The 19,998-nt window shown below is 40.6% G+C and carries 13 protein-coding genes; 12 read left to right on the forward strand and 1 reads right to left on the reverse strand.

What is annotated here, in order from left to right:
* Window positions 1-27 precede the first annotated feature (27 nt).
* The 10 genes from T543_RS09940 to T543_RS09990 all read left to right on the forward strand — a co-directional run bounded on the left by T543_RS09940 (window position 28) and on the right by T543_RS09990 (window position 15,473).
* Complete coding sequence (locus tag T543_RS09940; protein WP_051638679.1) at window positions 28-2,346, forward strand: glycoside hydrolase family 31 protein; 2,319 nt, start codon at window positions 28-30, stop codon at window positions 2,344-2,346.
* Between the two features lie 107 nt (window positions 2,347-2,453).
* Window positions 2,454-3,590, forward strand: coding sequence for an aldo/keto reductase (locus T543_RS09945; RefSeq protein ID WP_035767966.1), 1,137 nt, complete (start codon window positions 2,454-2,456; stop codon window positions 3,588-3,590).
* Between the two features lie 219 nt (window positions 3,591-3,809).
* Window positions 3,810-4,850: a threonine aldolase family protein gene (locus T543_RS09955; protein WP_035767973.1), complete on the forward strand. Its 1,041-nt coding sequence runs from the start codon at window positions 3,810-3,812 to the stop codon at window positions 4,848-4,850.
* A 293-nt stretch (window positions 4,851-5,143) separates the two neighbouring features.
* Entirely contained in the window at window positions 5,144-7,972 is a 2,829-nt protein-coding gene (locus T543_RS09960) for an ATP-binding protein (protein WP_051638680.1), read from the forward strand.
* A 55-nt stretch (window positions 7,973-8,027) separates the two neighbouring features.
* The gene (locus tag T543_RS09965) at window positions 8,028-9,341 is read left to right on the forward strand and encodes an ABC transporter substrate-binding protein (protein ID WP_197023950.1); all 1,314 of its coding nucleotides are present in this window, start codon (window positions 8,028-8,030) and stop codon (window positions 9,339-9,341) included.
* A gap of 24 nt (window positions 9,342-9,365) precedes the next feature.
* Entirely contained in the window at window positions 9,366-10,379 is a 1,014-nt protein-coding gene (locus T543_RS09970) for an HD-GYP domain-containing protein (protein ID WP_035767979.1), read from the forward strand.
* Between the two features lie 168 nt (window positions 10,380-10,547).
* Entirely contained in the window at window positions 10,548-12,590 is a 2,043-nt protein-coding gene (locus T543_RS09975; protein ID WP_035767982.1) for a methyl-accepting chemotaxis protein, read from the forward strand.
* 152 nt (window positions 12,591-12,742) lie between these two features.
* A complete protein-coding gene (locus T543_RS09980) occupies window positions 12,743-13,504 on the forward strand; it encodes an HD domain-containing protein (protein ID WP_035767985.1) in 762 nt (253 codons plus the stop codon).
* Between the two features lie 76 nt (window positions 13,505-13,580).
* Window positions 13,581-14,507, forward strand: a complete 927-nt coding sequence (locus T543_RS09985) for a DUF1848 domain-containing protein (protein WP_035767986.1) — start codon at window positions 13,581-13,583, stop codon at window positions 14,505-14,507.
* Between the two features lie 75 nt (window positions 14,508-14,582).
* A complete protein-coding gene (locus T543_RS09990; RefSeq protein ID WP_051638681.1) occupies window positions 14,583-15,473 on the forward strand; it encodes an aminoglycoside 6-adenylyltransferase in 891 nt (296 codons plus the stop codon).
* Here T543_RS09990 and T543_RS09995 read toward each other — a convergent pair.
* Window positions 15,445-16,224 carry a transposase gene (locus T543_RS09995; RefSeq protein ID WP_051638682.1) on the reverse strand — a complete coding sequence of 260 codons (780 nt, stop codon included), beginning with the start codon at window positions 16,222-16,224 and terminating at the stop codon, window positions 15,445-15,447. The two genes, T543_RS09990 and T543_RS09995, sit on opposite strands and share 29 nt — an antisense overlap.
* A 97-nt stretch (window positions 16,225-16,321) precedes the next feature.
* Between T543_RS09995 and T543_RS10000 the strand changes: the two genes are divergently transcribed.
* Window positions 16,322-16,666, forward strand: a complete 345-nt coding sequence (locus T543_RS10000; protein ID WP_035767988.1) for a hypothetical protein — start codon at window positions 16,322-16,324, stop codon at window positions 16,664-16,666.
* Between the two features lie 21 nt (window positions 16,667-16,687).
* Window positions 16,688-19,666: a TOTE conflict system archaeo-eukaryotic primase domain-containing protein gene (locus tag T543_RS10005; protein WP_155843223.1), complete on the forward strand. Its 2,979-nt coding sequence runs from the start codon at window positions 16,688-16,690 to the stop codon at window positions 19,664-19,666.
* The last annotated feature ends 332 nt before the right edge of the window (window positions 19,667-19,998 follow it).

The following is a 19,998-nucleotide window of genomic DNA, read 5'->3' on the forward strand; positions in this document are numbered from 1 at the left end:
GATCTAAGGAGCGATTTTACAAAAGGTATGCTAAATGTTTTTGTTCCCAAAAAGAGAAATATAACTGAGTATTATGAAAAATACGGAGTGATCTTTTTTAAGTCGGATGAAGGACTTTTAAGGGTGATCCCGATTGATAAGGGTATATTTCGAGTGTCTTTTTCAGAAGATGGTGACTTCGACAGGAAACAAGGCGAAGACTATCAGAGCGGAGGAAGAAACTCATATGAGATTACGGAAGATGATGAGAAATATGTGATAAAAACCCAACTTGTGTCTGCCTTCGTCGATAAAGCTACAGCAGCGATCGAATTCTATGATAGAAGCGGCAACCGTCTTATGTCTGAAGATAAAAGATGTCCAAGAGAGATGGAGAAGATCACACTCTACAGGACAGTAGGAACTGATAAAGCTGTTGTTGAAGAGGTAGAAACAGCGGACGGAAAGAAAAAGAAGATAAAGGCAGCAGACAGGGAAGAATGTGGTAACGCCTATAGAACAAGAACTTATTTTGTTTTTGAGGAAGATGAGATTTTACTTGGTTTTGGTCAGAGCGAGCGTGATGAGTGGAATCTCAGGCACACTACATATTATGGAAATCAGGCAAACAGGAAAATTGCGATCCCATTTTTTATCTCAACAAATAATTACGGGGTTCTTCTAAGTACAGAATCACCTTTTCTTTTCAGTGAAAAAGATGGAAAGGCTTATATCCAGACAGAGGCTGATCATTACCAGGATTATTTTTTCATAGGCGGAGGAAATCTGTTTGACGTAATTAAAGGATTCAGAAAGCTATCCGGCAGGGCTGCTATGCTTCCTGCATGGTGCTATGGATATATCCAGTCTCAGGAAAGATATGAGAGCCAGAAAGAGATCCTTGATATTGCAGATGAATTCAGAAAAAGAGAAATCGGGCTGGACTGCATGGTTCAGGACTGGATGAGCTGGGAAGATAACATGTGGGGGCAGAAGAGCTTTGACAAGAAAAGATTTCCCGATCCCAAAAAGATGACAGATGAGCTTCATAAAAAGGGAATCAGGCTAATGCTTTCAATTTGGCCAAACATGAGCTCTGATACTGCCAATAATAAAGAGTTTAAGGAAAAAGACCTGCTTTTGCCCGGAGTTGATATCTATGATGCTTTTTCGGAAGAAGGCAGAAAACTGTACTGGTCTCAGGTAAAAAGAGATCTGTATCCAATGGGAATCGATGCCTGGTGGTGCGATTCAAGTGAGCCGATCACACCTGAGTGGGAACACCTTATAGAGCCTGAAGATGGCGATAAATACAATGAATTTAAACATGACGCGGAAAAGATAATGCCGTATGAGAAGTCAGATGCATTTGGCAAGTATCATGCAAGGACGATTTTTGAAGGACAAAGAGAGTGCAGTCTTAAGAAGAGAGTAGTCAATCTTACTAGAAGCGGATGGGCAGGAAGCCAGAAGTATGGCACTATTTTGTGGTCAGGAGATATTTCTGCAAGTTGGGAATGCCTTAGAAGGCAGATAAAAGCAGGGCTTCAGATGGCGGTAAGCGGCATGCCTTACTGGACTATGGATACCGGTGCATTTTTTGTAAAGAAGGGAATTCAATGGTATTGGGACGGCAAATTTGAAAAAGGCATAGATGATGCTTATAAGAAGCTCTATGTTCGCTGGCTTGAGTTTGCTGCCTTTCTTCCTGTTTTCAGAGCTCACGGAACAGATGTAAGGAGAGAACCCTGGGCATTTGGCGATGAGAATGATGCATACTATGAAGCAATAAAGAGCACTATCACAGAAAGATACAAGCTGCTTCCGTATCTTTATTCAATTGGTGCGGGGGCAAGCATTGAGGATGGCATGATAATAAGACCGCTCCTGTTTGATTTTTCTGAGGATAGAAATGTGCGTGATATAACAGATCAGTTTATGCTCGGCCCATCACTTATGGTATGCCCCATTACAAGTTCTGAAGACACACGCAGAGTATATCTTCCTGCAGGCAGGGCATGGTTTGATTATTATACAGGGGATATTTATGACGGCGGGCAGTTCATCAGATATGAGTGCAGCCTTGACAGGATTCCAGTGTTCGTACCGGAAGGTTCCATTATACCTGTAAAAGAGCCCGGGACATGCACAGATGACATGAACGGAGCAGATATTACGCTAAGAATCTATCCGGGGCGAGATGCGCTTTTCGAGCTATATGAGGATGAAGGAGACGGCTATGGATATGAGGATGGAGAGTATACCATAACCCACATCAAGTGGAAAGATTCTGAGCAAAAAGTTTCTCATCATACAACCGGTGATGTCAGATTCAGAAATGGAAAATTAAAGGTTGATTTATATTGATAAGGGTAAAAAGAACGTATAAAATATAATTATATGCGTTCTTTTTTCTTCATAGAGAAGTTGTGGTAAAGAACAAGTATTTAAGATGTATTTGGTAGGAGGTAATTATGGAGGCAAACAAATTTTTTCCGGAGGTTCATGGCAATTTTGCATTTGGTTGTATGCGCCTGCCGATGAAAAATGAGCAGGTGGATTACGAAGAATTTTCCAGGATGGCGGACGCATTTATAGATGCGGGATTTAATTATTTTGATACAGCGCATGGATATATAAACGGATTGTCGGAAACAGCAATAAGGGACTGTGTTTCTAAGAGATATGACAGGAGCAGATTCCTTCTTACAAATAAACTTACAGATCCTTATTTCAACAAGCAGGAAGACATCCGTCCTTTCTTTGAAAAACAGCTTGAGCTGTGCGGAGTTGAGTATTTTGATTTTTATCTCATGCATGCTCAGAACAGGGAAAACTACAAGAAGTTTAAGGCTTGCAATGCCTATGAAACCGCTTATGAATTAAAAAAGGAAGGTCTGATAAAGCACCTTGGCTTATCTTTCCATGATAAGGCAGAAGTGCTTGATATGATCCTTACTGAACATCCGGAGATCGAGGTTGTACAGATTCAGTTCAATTACCTTGATTATGAGGATGAAAATGTTGAGAGCCGCAGGGTGTATGAAGTTTGTGAGAAGCACAATAAGCCCGTTCTTGTAATGGAGCCTGTAAAAGGCGGCAGCCTTGTGAATCTTCCAAAGGAAGCTGACGATGTATTAAGAAGCCTTAACGGCGGAAGTAATGCAAGCTATGCTGTAAGATTTGCGGCAAGTTTCCCTCAGATAGCTGTTGTTTTATCCGGTATGAGCGATATGGCTCAGATGGAAGATAACATCAGTACAATGAAAGACTTCAAGCCCCTTACAGAAGAGGAGAGAGTTGCTGTTGGCAATGTTTGCGGTATTTTCAAGGGACTTAATCTGGTACCTTGTACATCATGCAGATACTGTGTTGAGGAGAACCATTGTCCAAAGGAAATCAGAATACCTGACATGTTCGCTGCACTCAATGCACACGAGGCATTCCATAACTGGAATTCAGCTATGTACTACAACAGCGTTCTTACTACCGGCGGACACAGCAAAGCATCAGAGTGTATCAAGTGTGGAAAATGTGAAAAGGTCTGCCCTCAGCATCTTGAGATCAGAAATCTTCTTGTTAAGGTAGCTGATACTTTTGAAAAAGCTTAATGATCAGTGGCAGATAAAAAGAGATAGTATTCTACAAAAATGGGAGGGGGTTATCATTCCCTTCCCTTTTTTATTACTATGTAATAAAAACGCTCCGCGAGGATGCGCAGCTCGCGGAGATGTATATAATTGCTTTGCAATACCGCTCGCGCGCGAGGATTTTGCAAGCAAAATCCTGTTTTTAAATAGTTTTTTGTCAGAAAAGGTAAATGAAAGGATATGAAAAAAGTGGGAAAGTTATCATTTGTTTCAGATTACATGGAAGGTGCCCATCCGGAAATACTTAAAAGGCTGCTTGAAACCAATATGGAGAAATCTGCAGGTTATGGCTTTGATGATTTTTCAGAATCAGCCAGGGATAAGATAAGAAAGGCCTGCGCGGCTCCGGATGCAGATGTGTTTTTCCTTGTAGGAGGAACTCAGACCAATGCAGTTATGATAGATTCAATCCTTAGACCCTATCAGGGAGTTATAGCTGCAACAACCGGGCATATTAGTGGGCATGAAGCCGGGGCTATCGAGCATGGAGGACATAAAGTACTTGAGATCGAGCAGCACGACGGGAAGATCAAAGCTTCAGATATAAAGCATGTTATCATGGAATATTTTAATGATGAAAATCATGACCATATGGTAATGCCCGGGATGGTCTATTTGTCACAGCCCACAGAATTCGGAACACTTTATTCACTTAATGAATTAAAGGAAATCAGCGAAGTATGCAGAGACAATCACGTGCCGCTCTACCTTGACGGTGCAAGACTTGCCTATGCGCTTGCGTGCCCCCAAAATGATGTTACGCTTAAGGATATTGCTTCCTTATGCGATGCATTTTATATTGGCGGCACCAAATGCGGAGCCATGTTTGGAGAGGCGGTTGTCATACCGAGGCACGATTTCATACCGCATCTGTTTACTATCATAAAACAGCACGGGGCGCTGCTTGCAAAGGGAAGGATAGCAGGAATTCAGTTTGATACTCTCTTTACAGACAATCTCTACGATAATGTCGGAAAAGTGGCTATAGAAGCGGCAGACAGAATTCGTGAAGCACTGGATAAAAAGGGATATAAGCAGGCTTTTGACTCACCGACAAATCAGATATTCATTATCCTTAGCAAAAAGCAGATTGATGACCTTTCAAGCGACATTGAAATGGGCTTTTGGCAGAACATAGATAAAGAGCATGCGATCATGCGCATAGCTACAAGCTGGGCAACTACGAAGGAGGATGTTGACCGGCTGATCGAACTGCTGTGAAGCACCCGGGGACGGAGGTAGGGTACACTTTTTGGCCCCCGGGGACGGGGTTAGGGGACCATTTTCTGAAAACGATATGCATCTCAATTACATTTTTCTAAAAATGGTCCCCTAACCCCGTCCCCGGGGGCCAAAAAAGTGACCACGAACCCCGTCCCCGGGGGTCACCCAAAATGAAAATTTATACAATTTTAACGATGTATATATACGCAATATGGTATATTTATAGTGTAAAATCATGCAATTATTATGCATGAAAGCGGCTGTAGGGATGATTTGTTGGAGGTGAGGGCGTGAAAAAAACGCTTATCATTGTTATCGACCTCATAATAATGATGTTGATACTCTTCTTCATAATTCAATATGCCAATACCAAAATGAACGAAAGCAATGAGAGTGTTGCTGAAGCTTTCGAGAAAATGACTGTGACTGCTGAGCAGATAATCACCAATTATCTTGAGGATGAGCAGCATCTTTGCGATATTTGGGCTAATTATATTAACCGTATGGCTGAAGCGGGAGAGCCTATGACTATGGAGGAGGCTATTTCTTTTGTAAGGAAGGCTAAGCTGTATCCCACTATTTATGGGCATCTTATCCTTACTGACGATTCCTCCAAAAGCGGAATATCCACTCATCCCAATGCCAAGGATCCTGATGATTATTCAGTTTCTTATCGCAATATCAATCTCTTTGACAGGATTGATGAAATCAGCAGGGAAGACGGCGTAGTTAGTCTTACAAGAGCCTACACGAATCCTCAGAATGGAGTTCAGTCAATTGCATTTATGAATTTTGTAACTATCCTCGATGAGTCCACAGGCGAGCTCAAAGAGGCGCTTCTGATGCGCGTCGAACCGGTAAGCCTTCTGGAGGATAAATTTGTCTTTTTAAAAGGTGAGTATGAAAACGAGGAGATCTCACTTATCAACAAGGATGGCGATTATCTCGTCCATGGCAAATCCTTGAAAAATTCCAACTTTTTCGAATTTTATAAATCCTATAATAATGCAAATATTGCAGATTATGAAAACATGATAGAAGAGGTTACGTCTAAGACGGGGACCATGACACTTACTAACTCAAAGGGAGAGGAATGTGTAATATCCTATACGCCCTTGACGTCAATGGATACGTGGTTTCTTTTGTCATATATTCCTGCTGAGGAACTAAAAGCAACCAATTCAGTTGTGGACTGGCTGCTGCTTGGCATGGTTACACTTGGGCTTATGGTACTTCTTGGATTTAATTATCTGGTACTAAGGCTATATAACATAAAACTGGCAGAAGCAGCAGAAGCGGCTAATCAGGCAAATGCCGCAAAATCACATTTTTTATCCACTATGTCGCATGACATCCGTACGCCAATGAATGCCATTCTCGGACTTAACGAGATGATACTTAGAAACAGCCGCGAAGAGGAAATAATTGCTTATTCCGAAAGTATCAGGACCGCCGGAAAAACGCTACTAGGGATCATTAATGATATCCTGGATTTTTCCAAGATAGAAGCAGGCAAAATGGATATCATCTGCGTGGATTATTATTTTGCTTCAATGCTTAATGATCTGGTAAATATGGTCCAGGGAAAAGCACAGGAAAAGGGACTTTTGTTTAATCTTGATATAGACAGAAATATCCCGATGATACTTCATGGTGATGAGATCCGCATTAAACAGATAATAACCAACATTCTTTCAAATGCTGTCAAATATACAAAAGAAGGATCGATCACCTTCAGGGTGGGATTTGAAAAAATAGAAGAAGAGCCGGATTCCATCAGGCTGATCGTAAGTGTAAGCGATACAGGAATTGGAATTAAGCCGGAAAATATGAATAGTTTGTTCACTGCATTTGAACGTATAGATGAGAGCAGAAACAGGAACATTGAAGGAACCGGTCTTGGAATGAGCATTGCACAGAATTTTCTTGCAATGATGGGGAGCCGGATTGAGGTTGAGAGTGAATATGGAAAAGGCTCTACTTTTTCCTTCGAGCTTGTGCAGGGAGTAAAGGACTTTAGTCCTATAGGCAATTATGAGGAAGCCTTTAAAAATGGCATTCTTAACAGAGAAAAATATCGTGAGAGCTTTACCGCACCCGGGGCACGGATACTTGTAGTTGATGATACTCCGGTTAATCTTACTGTTTTTGCTAATCTCCTAAAACGCACCAAAGTGCAGATTGATTCAGCTAATAGCGGAGATGAAGCGATTTTACTGTGGAAGAGGAGAATCTACGATATAGTTTTTCTTGATCATATGATGCCTGACAAGGACGGAATAGAGACTCTTAAGGAAATGAAGGGCATTGAAGATACTCCCAACGGGGAGGTGCCTGTTATATGTCTTACAGCTAATGCTATTTCAGGCATGAGGAAAACGTATATAGATGCCGGATTTGATGACTATATCACCAAGCCGATCGATCCTGATAACTTAGAGGCGCTTTTGCTTAAGTATCTTCCAAAGGACAAGATCAACGTTGCAGAACCGGATAGCGAAGATGATGATTTTTTTATCCCGGAATTTATATGGGGGATTGGATCGCTTGATGCTGACCGGGGCATTACCTACTGCGGCGGAAGAGAAAATTATATGCTCACACTTAAGTCTTATCTTGATGCTGCTGAAAATAACGCAAACGAAATTGAGAAATACTCTGATGCGGGAGATATAAAAAATCTCACAATAAAGATACATGCGCTAAAGAGCACCTCTCGAATGATCGGAGCAGCGAAGCTGGGAGAGTTTGCTGCAAGGCTGGAGGATCTGGGTAAAGCAGGAGATATGGAGAAGGTAAAAGAAGGTCTTAATGAGCTGCTTTTTATGTACAGGAAGCTTATAAGCGATCTGGAACCTCTTTATCAATATGATGAAAAAACAGATGAGACGAAGGATGGCAAGCCACTTATTGCTGATGAAGATATTAAAAAGGCTTATGAAGAGCTGGCAGGCTTTTGCGACTCATTTGACTATGACAGCGTGATCGATACTTTGAAAAAACTTGAAAAATATAAGTTTCCTGAAGCTGAGACAGCTCGTTTTGAAGCTCTCAAAGAGGCTGTTGATAATTTTGATTATGACAAGATACCGGAAATTTTACATAGAAAAGATGGATGATAAAAACAGGCTTTGAAAAGAAAAAACTATTGGTATGGAAGGAGGCAGCATGATCATGAAAACAAAGGGAATATTAAAGAATACACTGGTATCAGTATCTGTTATTTCGTTAGTATCAGCACTTGCAGCTTGTGGCGGGATCTCAAAAGGCGATGATGCGGAATTCAAGCCTGGCTTGCCCTCTGATACAACATGTCAGATCAAGGTTGCGGGTAACTATTCTAATTTTGAATCACTTGAGAGTGAATTTGAACGTTTTTACGAATACTATCCCAATGTGACTCTGAACTATGTTTATCTGGATGATTACGAAAATACTATTTCAAGCGCACTTTCAAGCGATGAGGCTCCGGACATTTATGTGACAGGATCATGGATGCTGGATGAAGAGAAAATGAAGCCGGTTTTTGAAAATGCGGAGATACTCTCAGATCCTGCGCTTAACATCAATCTTGACTGTGTCCGAAAAGGCGCCAGATGGACTCTTGATAACGGAGATGTGGTCATGCTTCCGATCTTTACAAGGTCTTACGGAATGCTTGTGAACATGGACATTTTTGAAAAGAATTCACTTAAGGTTCCGGAGAACTACAAGGAACTTGTGGAGACTTGCGATAAGCTAAAGGCAGCAGGATATGAAAACCCGATAATGGGGGCAAATGTAACTACCGTTGCAGGAATGTACTATGCGTTTTCATTTCCTCTTTTTTGCGCAAATGTAATAGAGCATCCTGAATCTGTCAGCGCTCTTAATTCAATGGATAAGTCTGCCGGAGAAATGATGCGGCCGGCTCTTGAAAAAATAAAGACATTTGTTGATGAGGGATATATGAATCCTGCGTTATGCTCAGAAGAAATCGAGGATGATTATAATGCAGTGATATTGCGCTTTTTCGAGGGGGATGTTCCGATGATGCTTGGAAGCGGTGATATGGTTTCCGGTACACAAAAGCGTGAGAGTAAGTCGGAAGCTTTTATAGCTGATCCCTTTAAATACAAATTTTATGTTGTTCCTTCAGGAGATGATGGGGGATATTTTTTGGATTCAGTCAACCTGTTTTTCAGCGTAAACAAAAATAGCAGTAACCTGGATATGACCAATGAATTCATAAGATTTCTAATGAGAGAAAAAGAACTTGGAAATATGTCTGCTGTTAAAAGACTCATCACCCCGACGAACGATTTTTCATTGGATGAGGTTTATTCATCACTCGATGATTTCCCGGAGGATAGATCATTTAACAATCGTGAAATCGGATTAAATGACGATGTTAACAACGAGTTTCGTGCCGCGGCATATAAAGTCGCAAATGGAATTTTGACTGTGGATGAGGCTGTAAGTGAATACGGTAATTTGTGGGATGACTAAAATAGTTCACGGAAGGGATACTGTATGGTAGAGCGCGTTGTAGTAGTAGATGATGATGCGATCATATTAAAAAATGCTAATAAGGTTCTTGAGGAAGCCGGATTTAAGGTTACTTGTCTTAAAAGTGGCAGGCTTTTATTGGAGTATGTCAGAAAAAATCCAATAGATATGCTGCTTTTGGACATCAAAATGCCTGAGCTTGACGGCTTTGAGACAATGCGGCTTCTTAGAAAATGGGAAATAGAAAACGGGGTGCATGAGATACCTGTTATTTTCTTTACTGCTGATGATGACTGCAAGGCAGAGACAACGGGTCTTTCTCTTGGAGCTATGGATTTTATCAGAAAACCATTTGCGGCGGAGGTTCTTACCCTTCGCGTAAGGCACCTGCTTGACCTTATAAGACTGCAGAGGGATCTTCATGCCGAAGTCGAGCGAAAGACCAAAGAGATAGAAGGAATGTCGCTTCATGTTGTGCAGACCCTTGCAGATGCAATTGATGCAAAAGATGCTTATACAAAGGGCCATTCAGGAAGGGTTGCCGATTATTCCAGAGAAATAGCCAGAAGGGCAGGCTTTTCTGAAGAGCGGCAGGAGGAAATCTATATGATGGGACTTCTTCATGATGTCGGAAAAATCGGAGTTCCTGATGCTGTGATAAATAAATCGGGAAGGCTCACTGATGAAGAGTTTGAGAAGGTAAAAACGCATCCCGAAAGAGGCGCCAAGATACTTAAAAATATCGAGGAAATGCCTAAACTTTTTATCGGAGCAAGATGGCATCACGAAAGGTTTGACGGAAGCGGATATCCGGACGGACTGACAGGTGCAGAAATTCCGGAAGAGGCAAGGATAATCGCTGTTGCAGATGCTTATGATGCGATGACCAGTAACAGAAGCTACAGAGGTGTTATTCCGCAGGATGTAGTAAAAGAAGAATTGGAAAAAGGCTGCGGAACTCAGTTTGATCCTCAGTTTGCTAAGATAATGCTAAGGATCGTTGATGAGGATGTGGAATATAAACTTCGTGAGCAGTGAAATATTTTTGATCGTTGCGGGGGGTACTCTTGGTCACTGATACCATAAAAATAGATTTATTTAATAACGATTATATTTTTACTTAATATAATATTTATATTCATCATATATACTTATAGTTATCGTAGTTTTTTTAAAATATATGATTCTATATGGAGGTATATCAAAATGAAGGATCCGGCAAAAAAAACAGGTGCATCACCAAAGGCAATCAGTGCAAAGATTTCCGTACTTTTTGTAGCGATGCTTCTGGTCACAATTTTGATCGCAGAGGGAATCACATTTTCCCTTGGTTATTCAATGATCAAGGATCTTATTTACAATTCTTTGCAAAATGAAGTTACAGTTGATGCCAGCAAAGTTAACAGAGAGCTTAATGCTACTTTCTATTACCTTAATGGTGTTGCAGATGCTGTCGAACAGAATGAATTTGCTTCTGATGAAGATATTATGGGATATCTTGCCGGAACAGTGGGAAGATACGCGCTTCTTCCAACCGGAGCTTATGTGATGCTTAGTGATAAGACTTTTCTTTATCCTGCTGATCCGACATATGAAATAGAAGATTGTACAGAAAATGTAATGTACAAGGAAGCTATGACCTACACTAACAGCTGGTTCTATTATTACGATGTTCCTTATTTTGATAAAGTAACCGGCGGGCTTTGCGCGTCAGTTATAAGGAAAATCCATCTTAAAGATGGACGAGAAGGTGCATTTGCTGCAGATATGTTTTTGTCAAGCGTTCAGGAAGAACTGGGCAATGTTAAGATCTACCAGACCGGTGGAGCGATGATGATAACAAGTCAGGGGCTTTTGCTTACTTACAAGAATGCTGATGTTTGCGGCAGCAACGTCGCTGATATTACAGATGATCCATTCCTTACGTCTGTTGGTAAGTTTGTAGCAGATGAATCAGGAAAAGAAAATCATGAAGTACTCAATACCAGGATAGGAGGGGAGAATTACTATATTGTAGCGTCTCCTGTAAATGGTACTGATTGGTTTGTAATAACTTATGCTAAGCAAAAAGAGGTTCTTGCAGCCCTGTTCAGTCTTGTTGGAATTCTTACTCTTGTAACAATTATCGCAATAGTTGTTGTGATCATAGTTATGAACATAGTCCTTAAGAGGATGATCAAAAATCCTGTCACAAGTCTTACAGGCAATATTGAAAAGATTTCAGGTGGAGATTTTACCGTTAATATTTCTTCAAACGGAAATGATGAAATTGCTTATATGAACAATGCAATGGGCAATTTTGTAAATGGTATGAGGGATTCGCTAAGTGAGATAAAAGATGTTTCAGGAAGACTTCTTGGAGATGCCCAAAATTCCAAGAATACAGCGGAAGACCTTGAAGGGGCAGCAAATGAACAGTCTGCTAGCATGAATCAGATCCGCGAAAATATTGAAAATATGGCTCAGGCTGTTAATGATGTCGCTGAAAATGCTACAATCCTGGCTCAGACGGTAGCAAATGTAACTGAGCAGGAACAGAACATTGAAGAGACGATGAATGAGCTGGTATCTAAAGCTGATTCCGGTCAGCATGAGATGGCTGATGTTGCAAATGAAATGAATGATATTGTTGATTCCATGAAGGATATGGCAGATGCAGTTTCAAGTGTTGATGAGGCTGCGGATAAGATCAATCAGATCATTGATCTCATTAATTCCATATCTTCACAGACGAATCTTTTGTCTCTTAATGCCAGCATTGAAGCTGCAAGAGCAGGAGAGGCAGGAAAAGGTTTTGCAGTTGTTGCTCAGGAGATTGGACAGCTTGCTCAGAACTCAGCAGATGCAACCAAACAGATCGGCGATATCATTAAAGATATGTCTGCAAGAGTTCAGCAGCTCTCTGATAAATCAGAGACCAATACTCAGCTGATCAATTCCAGTGCTGAATCGATCAACAATGCAGCTACGACATTTAGGGAAATCACGCAGCAGTTATCTGATGCCAATGAGATACTTACTACCATGGCAGGACATATGGAAAAGGTTAATGATGTAGCAACCAATATGGCATCAGTTTCCGAGGAACAATCAGCATCTACTCAGGAAATTGCCGACAATGTAGAGAGAGTAACGGAAGCTGCCAAGGGTGTTGCATCATCCTCAGAGCTAGTTGCAAGTGCTGCTTCTTCAGTATCTGAAGCAGTTGACACAATCAACGGAAACCTTGATAGATTTACAATTCAGTAATCAGAAAATCAGAAAATCCGCAGCATCTGCTGCGGATTTTTGTTGAGTCCCGGATGATCCTGGGGGACGGGGTTAGTGGACCATTTTACAGATCTTTTGACAGTTGCTAAAATTTTTAGAAGCAAAGAAACTATAAGGAGTGATAGATTAAAATGATAATAGACAGACAGCGGGTCAGGGAGCAATTTGCAGCTTATACAAGAAAATATGATCCATCGGACCCTAAAATAGCGCTTAAGATTGCACATACTTACAGGGTCGCGGACAACTGTGAAGAGATAGCCAAAAGCCTTGACCTTGATGATGAGGATGTTGAGTTTGCTTGGCTGTCAGGCATGCTTCATGATGTTGGCAGGTTTGAGCAGGTCAAAAGATATAATACATTTATCGATTCTGAGTCGGTTGACCATGCTGAGTTTGGGGCTGACCTTTTATTTGGAGAAGATAAACTGATCACCGCATATACGGATAACAGGGCTTGGGACAATGATCTTGAAACAGTAATAAGGCAGCATAATAAATACAGGATGGATGAAACAATATCGGGAAAAAAGCTTGTCTTTTGCAATATATTAAGGGATGCGGACAAGGTTGATATTCTGAGAGTTAATGTAGAAACTCCAATGGAAGAAATATATAACGTAACTGAAGAAGTTCTTTTATCTTCCGGTGTTTCAGAAAAGGTTATGGAGCAGGTCAGAGAGCACCGTGCGGTAAACCGCGATATTATGGATTCTCCGGCGGAACATTTGATCGGACATATCGCACTTACATTTGAAATCGTTTATCCAAAGAGCAGGGAAATCGCGCGCAAACAGGGATATCTTTATAAAATGTTTGAATTTCCCACAAAGAATGAGAGTACCAAAAAGGCTTTGGCAGAAACCAAAACTGAAATTGAAAAATTTTTATAGGGTGCTTTTTCCTTCTTTAAAACATTTTGGTTATCCGTTTTCTGTGATCTATAGAGGAGCTTTCAGGGATTAACACATGATAATAAATACAGGACAAAGAACTGATATTCCGGCATTTTATCCGGAGTGGCTAGCAAACAGATTCAAAGAGCAAATAGTGTGTGTAAGAAATCCGTTTAATCCGGACCAGGTCAGCAGATACAGGCTGAGCCCTGATATGGTGGATGTGGTTGGATTTTGCTCCAAGAACCCGGCGCCTTTCTTTAAATATATGGATGCGGTAAAGGACTACGGACAGTATTGGTTTGTGACCATAACTTCCTATGGAAGAGATATAGAGCCAAATGTTCCTGATAAACATAAGATTCTGGATGATTTTAAAACTCTATCTAAGATGGTCGGGATTAACAGCATAGGCTGGAGGTATGATCCAATACTCATAAATGACAGATATACCGTAGAGTATCATCTGAAGGCATTCGAGCAGATGGCATCAGTGCTTAGCGGATATACAGAAACTGTTGTGATCAGCTTTATCGATCTGTACGAGAAGGTTAAGAGAAACTTCTCGGAGGCCAGATCAGTATCAAGAGAAGATAAACATTTTCTGGGAAAAGAGATGGTCAGGATTGCAAATTCCTATGGCATGGTTGTAAAACCCTGTGGTGAAGGACAGTTCCTTGCAGAATATGGAGCAGATTGCAGCGGATGCATGACGATAGCAACTTATGAAAAAGCTATCGGGCAGAAGCTGATCGTTCCAAATAAAAAGCCTGCAAGAAAAGAGTGCGCCTGCTATCTTTCGGGAGATATAGGTGCTTACGATAGCTGCGGACATTTGTGCAGATACTGCTATGCCAATAATGATATAGAAGCAGTCAAAAGAAATATGAAACATAACGATCCGCATTCCCCTTTCCTGATCGGGAATTATAAAGAGGACGATGTCATTCATGATGTTAAAATGGAATCATATATTGATAATCAGCTTAGCTTTTTTTGATCTTGGGGGACGGGGTTAGTGGACCATTTTACATATCTTTTTGACAGTTATTAAAATATTAGAAACGGAGAAACTATGAAAACTTACGATGAAATGTATGACCTGATTATAAAAACAGCGACTGAAGATGACAGAATTCGCGCTGCCACGATGGAAGGCTCTATAGTTACTCCGGGTGCAGTCCGGGATGGCTTTTCAGACTTTGATATAACTTTTTTTGTTTCTGATATCAGAGAATTCACTGCAGATAAGAATTATATGAGGAAATTTGGAGATATTCTTATCATGCAGACTCCGGATGACTGGTACATGGAACCCTATGACTATAATGGGAAAAAACGTTTTGCATATCTGACACAGTATAAGGATGGAAACAGGATTGATCTGACTTTTATTGATGTTTCTGAGATTGGAAAGCAGACAGAATTTAATGAACCTAGAACAATACTCATAAATAAAGATGGCTTCACTGAGCTAAAAGAAATCACATCTGGCGATATCTTTTTTATCCAAAAACCAAGTGAGTTTGAATTTTATAATACCGTCAATGAATTCAGATGGGTCAGCAACTATGCTACAAAGGGGCTTTGCCGGCATCAGTTCTACTATGCGAAATACTCCATGGAGCAACTGATGATGAACATGTTTATGAAGATGATCAACTGGAAGGTTGGAGTATGCAATGACTTTAAGGTTACAACAGGCGCTTTTTCCAAATATCTTGATAAATATCTAACTGAAGACGAGATGAAGCGCTTTGAGGGAATCTTCGCCGGCGGATCCTATGAAGATATGTGGGATAAGATATTTCTTATGTACGATTACTTTGAGGAACTGTCAGTTTTTGTGGCAGAGAAGCTTGGATTTGCACTTGACCTTGAGGAATCACGAAATGTCCGGGAGTTCATGAAAAATAGAATGGACCTAGGGGACGGGGTTAGTGGCCCATTTTGCAGATTCTTTTGACAGTTGTCCCAGAAATGTCCATGACTCGTGCAATCTGTTTGATTGTCAGCCCTTCTTTTTTTAACAGTCGAACATACTCATTTCTTTTAACTTTTTTAAGCGTGATTACATCAGATGCTGATGTAAGATGAGTTATTGATCTAAATATATCCAAAGCTTTTTCATCTGTGAAAAAATGATTTGTTTCACGATGATCATTTTCAAATAGTGTATTTTCAGGTGAATCAGCTTCTTTTGCAAAATAATGAAGTAAAGAATCCTTTGAGCCGGCAATGTTATATGAGAATGACGTGTTGATCAAAGGATTTTTTGCGCCCAAATAAGCGTTAAAGCTACTCCAACGATAATCTGATGCATAACGACACATATTCGCTTTCACTGGATTGTTATGAACATAGACTAGAGTAGACAGAAAAGCTTGTTCGCTTTCAACTGCTGAACTATAGAATCGCTCTTGGAAAAGATGACCGCAGCGAGAATATTTATTATTGTACCAACGAACAAATCTGGTTCCCAGACTTTGAAAAAAGCTAGCAAGCTTATCATCGGGGATATGAATTAGTAAGTGTATATGATTGTTCATTAGGCAATAGGCAAAAATATCAATATCATATTTCTTTTTACAATCTGATAAAATAAAAAGGAATTTTTGATAATCGGAATCTTCTTCGAATATGATGTGCTGATTGACAGCCCGAAGTATGATATGATATATGCCGGTTGAACTCAGTGTTCTGGGTTTTCTTGGCATAAAATAACTCCTGTAAGATATATAATTTAGAATGTCAAAATCATTGACTTTAGAAGTATATATTTAATGAGAGGAAATTGCAATATGAATTTGAAAAATGGACCAAAAACCCCGTCCCCTAGGACCAAAAGTACCTGTAAATGAAGAATACTATGAAATAAAAAATGGCTCCAAACCAAAGAAAAAAGTTTGGATTGAGACTGAAACCAAAGATTTCAAGCAGAAAATCTTGGATTCGGGGTATACAAATAAAATAAAACAAAACGTATTGAAGTTATATGAGGAAATCGGGACAGAGGTTTTTGGGAATTCTCGAGTAGGCGAAATTCTTGGTTGTTCGGAAGTGACAGCAACGTCCTATTTGAAAAGGATGGAGAATGAACTGAAGATCATTGTTCCGGTAGAAGGAATGGGAAAAGGAAAGTACAAGTTTTCAAAGTAAAATTCAGGAAGTGTGATAGTTATGAATGAACATGTGCAGCAGCATTCAGACATAATTGAACATTTGCAATCCAAGATACAGGCGCTTACGGATGAAAATCGACTTCTGAAGCAGCGTATGGATGAAGCAGGTGTTTCGTATGCGGATATTGTGTCTGATAGTAAAGATAATTCATCAGAACTATATGATCCTAATCAGGGAGCGCGAATAAGGAAATTTGATGTTACAGATAAGGTTGCGAGCGATTTCTTTATGATGTTCTGCCGCGGCAGGAAGGATGTGTACGATCTTCGATATACAAATCCAAAGACCGGGAAAAACGGATATTATACACAGTGCTTTAATCGTTGGGATAGAAACTGTCATATACAGAAAAAGGATAGTGTTCGGTGTAAGGACTGTGAACTTAGGGCGTACAAGCCGGTTACGTTGCCTCTTATAAAGGCTCATATGAAGGGAGAGGATCCTAACGGAAATGATGTCGTGGCGATATATCCGATGCTTGAGAATAATCTTTGTCAGTTGCTGGTATTTGATTTTGATAACCATGCAAAAGGTGCAGAGCAGGATGACTATGCAAATGTAGATGACAGTTGGAAGGATGAGATAAATGCATTGCGACACATTTGTAAAAACCTGAATGTGGATGTGGTCGTAGAGCGGTCGAGGTCAGGACGAGGTGCACATTTATGGATATTCTTCAAAGAAATGATCCCAGCAAGGCTGGCTAGAAGATTTGGTTTTGCTTTGCTTGAGAAAGGTGCTGAATCTGTCAATCTGAAGTCGTTCAAATACTATGATCGAATGATACCGACACAGGATGCTCTCCCCACAGGCGGACTCGGAAATGTAATTGCTCTTCCTCTTCAAGGGATGGCATTAAAGTCAGGGAATAGTGCCTTTGTTGATGAAAACTGGAATGCATATGAAGATCAGTTAAAACTTCTTGCAGGGACAAAACGCCTAGCCAGACAGGAGATAGAAGACTATCTTTCATTGTGGTACGGCTCAGGCACTACCGATGAGAATGATGGTAATGAGACTCCTTGGGATAAGAATTCTGAGATTGAAGCCGGAAGTGTGAAGGGGGTGGTACATATCGTGCTGTCTGATCACATATACATTGATTCCACAGGGATGACGAATAAAGCGAAGAGACAGCTTCGCCGTATGGCAACATTTTCCAACAAGCAGTATTTTCAGAATCAGGCTATGGATATGCCAAATTACGACGAATCCAGGTTTATTTATCTTGGAAGGGATGAAGGCAAATATATTGTTCTGCCCCGCGGACTTCGAGAGAGAATCTTAAAGGAGTTTGATAAAGCAGGAGTGAAATATAAGATTGAAGATAAGAGGACTGAAGGCCGAAAGTTAAACATTTCATTCAAGGGAGAGCTCAGGGATTCCCAGATTCCTGCTGTGGATACTATGCTTGAAAATGACGTGGGCATATTACATGCTGCCACAGCATTCGGAAAGACTGTAGTATGTTGCGACATGATAGCAAAAAGAGGTGTAAGCACACTGATCCTTGTCGACAGGGCGGATTTGATGAACCAGTGGATTAAACGTTTGGACGAGTTTCTCGAAATTGATGAAGAACTACCGGAATATCAGACAAAGACCGGAAGAACAAGAAAAAGAAAAACTTTGATAGGAAACCTTCAGGGAGCACATGATACGTTGACTGGGATAGTGGATGTAGCAATGATACGTTCCCTTAGGAAAAAGGACGGATTCCATCCGATGCTTAAGGAATATTCTCAGGTGTATTTTGATGAATGCCATCACGCAGCTTCAGACAGTGCAATAGAAGTGCTTCAGGAGATAAAAGCCAAGTACGTGTACGGCGTAACAGCAACACCAAAGCGTGGAGATGGCAAAGAAAAGATCAATGAGTTTCTGCTTGGACCTATCAGGTACCGATTTACGGCGAAGGATAGAGCAGAAGAACAGAATATAGATCATCTGGTATACCCTCGATTTACAAGGACTGTGAAACCACACCATCTGTCAAAAACACCATATGGCAATGATGCTTTTGAACTGATCAGAAATAACGATGTTCGTGATGATCAGATCATAAAAGATGTTGTGGCTTGTGTTCGGGCAGGAAGAACACCGGTTGTGCTGACAAAATATGTTGATCATGCAAAGAAGCTATCTGAGGGACTTAAAACATATGCTGACAGGCTGATCCTTTTGACGGGGGCAAATGGTACGAAAGCTCGCAGGGCGCAGGTAGAGGAACTGAACAACGTGGATGATTCTGATAGCCTGATCCTTGTGGGAACGGGTTCTTTACTTGGAGAGGGATTTGACTTCCCGAGACTTGATACGCTGTTTATGGCAACGCCGGTTTCAGGTGAAAATGTCGTGGAACAGTATGTAGGCCGTCTGAACAGGGATTATGATGGTAAAGAAAATGTTATCGTTTACGACTATGTGGACAGCCATATTCCAAAGTTCGATAAAATGTATGCTGCAAGATTGAAGGCATATAAAAAGATCGGATATGAACTCTGTGTTAATATTGATGGCGAGAAGCAGAAGGCAAATGCTATCTATGACATAGAAAACTATGCAGATACCTATTGGAGAGATCTTGAAGAAGCAAAGAGGACAGTAATTGTTTCGAGCCCAAGACTTAATAATCAAAAAGTAAACCGTATCATCTCCGTTCTTGGCAACCGGCAGAAACTAGGTGTAAGGGTTACAATTGTTACCTGGCATCCGGACTCTTACAAATATGGAAGGGACGATGTCAGGATGGAACTTATGGAGAGACTTCGCAAAGCAGGCTTTGAAATCAGGCTTGTGGAGGAGTCATGCGAGCATTATGCTGTGATCGATAATGAGATTGTATGGTATGGGAGCATGAATCTGCTGTCTAAGGAAGATGCTGAAGACAATCTTATGAGGGTATGCAGTAAAGATATTGCCGCAGAGCTTCTGGAGATGACGTTTGGTTCTAAAGTAGATATACAGGAATGGTGATAGAGTCGTGAGATGCATATAACATCGAGTGACGAGTATAATGGATGGGGCATTCGGAGATAGGCGTTGCGATTAATACCAATACGCATATCAGTTATGAATTGTCGGATCTTATGCTGGCAAATTAAAATAAAAAAGGTGTCTAAGCCATGGTGATGAGAGGAAATTGCAATATGAATTTGAAAAATGGACCACAAACCCCGTCCCCTAGGACCAAAAGGAATTGCAACTTGTCGTTAGGGTAATTGGGTAAACAACAATAATAAAAATGTCGGTTGACTGTATAGGGTTGATCGACATTTTTTATTGACAACACGCATCGCGTATGTGAT

This window comes from Butyrivibrio sp. NC2002 (genome assembly GCF_000702265.1).
In the GTDB taxonomy this organism is placed as follows: domain Bacteria; phylum Bacillota; class Clostridia; order Lachnospirales; family Lachnospiraceae; genus Butyrivibrio.